The organism is Streptomyces sp. W16, assembly GCF_033194735.1.
Classification (GTDB): domain Bacteria; phylum Actinomycetota; class Actinomycetes; order Streptomycetales; family Streptomycetaceae; genus Streptomyces.
In genome coordinates this window covers 1-1,101 of sequence record NZ_JAWOAI010001132.1, presented here as the reverse complement: position 1 = coordinate 1,101, position 1,101 = coordinate 1, and the positions used below count along the sequence as shown (strand labels likewise).

The window sequence follows — 1,101 nt, the reverse complement described above, 5'->3', positions numbered from 1 at the left end:
GCGGGCGGTCTGGCCGGTGCCGTCGCGGTCGAGCACGGCGGCCGGGCCCTGCCCCTGCTGTTCGCCGCGCTGCTGCTGGTGGCGGCCTCCGCCACCGCGTTCGTACTGACCCGCTCCGACGCCTCGTGGACGAAGCCGCTGTGAGCGGAAACCGGCGCACACTTCACTCGGCCCTCCTCGAACTCGCCCTGACCGCAGTCATGTTGTTCGTCGTGGCCACCACGGTCCGCTGGCTGCTGGGCACCCTCGACCCGGCGGCGGGCGGCTGGTGGAACACTCCCGAGGGCCGGCTGCTGGCCGTGGCCCCGCTCTCCGGCTACACGGTCACCGCCGTCATGCTCTCCCCCTGGGGCAGGGTGACCGGCGGCCACATCAACCCGGCGATCACCCTCGCGATGTGGCGCTACGGCCGCACGCCCGGCCGCGATGTCGCGCCGTTCATCGCCGGACAGCTGATCGGTTCGCTGCTCGGCGTCGCGGCCGGACGACTGGTCTGGGGCCCGGTGTTCGCCTCCCCCGCCGTGGACTTCGCCGTCATCAGGCCTGCTCCCGGCTGGAGTTGGGCCGCCGTCGCCGTGATCGAGGCCGCCACGATGTTCGTCATCGTCGCCGTCGCCGGGATCGGCGTCTCCAGCCGCCGACTCGGCCCGTTCACCCCCTGGGCGGTCGGCACGATGATCGCCGCCCAGATCATCGCCTTCGGCACCCTGTCCGGCGGAATCGCCAACCCCGCGCGGGAGTTCGGGCCGGCGCTGCTCTCCGGCGACCTTTCGCTGCTGCCGGTCTATCTCCTCGCCCCGCCGCTCGGGGCGCTCGCGGCGACCGTCGTGATCAACGGTGTCGTCGCCCACCGTCGCGCCCTCGCCCGGACCCCGGCCGACCGCGAACGGGCCGCGGCCCCACAGCCGTAGCGGAAGCCCTTCCGCGAGCCGGAAGCGCCACTGCCGTGCCACGACCCCCGTCCCGAAGACGTGGCCACCACCACGGACGGGAGCAGCGACGATGCCGCACCCCGCAACCCGCCCGCATTACAGCCTGTCGACGACGGGAGCGGTCAACGCTCGTGCACGGCGGCGCAGTTGGGACGGCCCTGCCGGTCAA

At 73.6% G+C, this 1,101-nt stretch carries 1 protein-coding gene; it reads left to right on the top strand.

The window, feature by feature from the left end; translation table 11 throughout:
• Positions 1-140 precede the first annotated feature (140 nt).
• Entirely contained in the window at positions 141-911 is a 771-nt protein-coding gene (locus tag R6V09_RS53690) for an MIP/aquaporin family protein (protein ID WP_317888633.1), read from the top strand.
• Positions 912-1,101 lie beyond the last annotated feature (190 nt).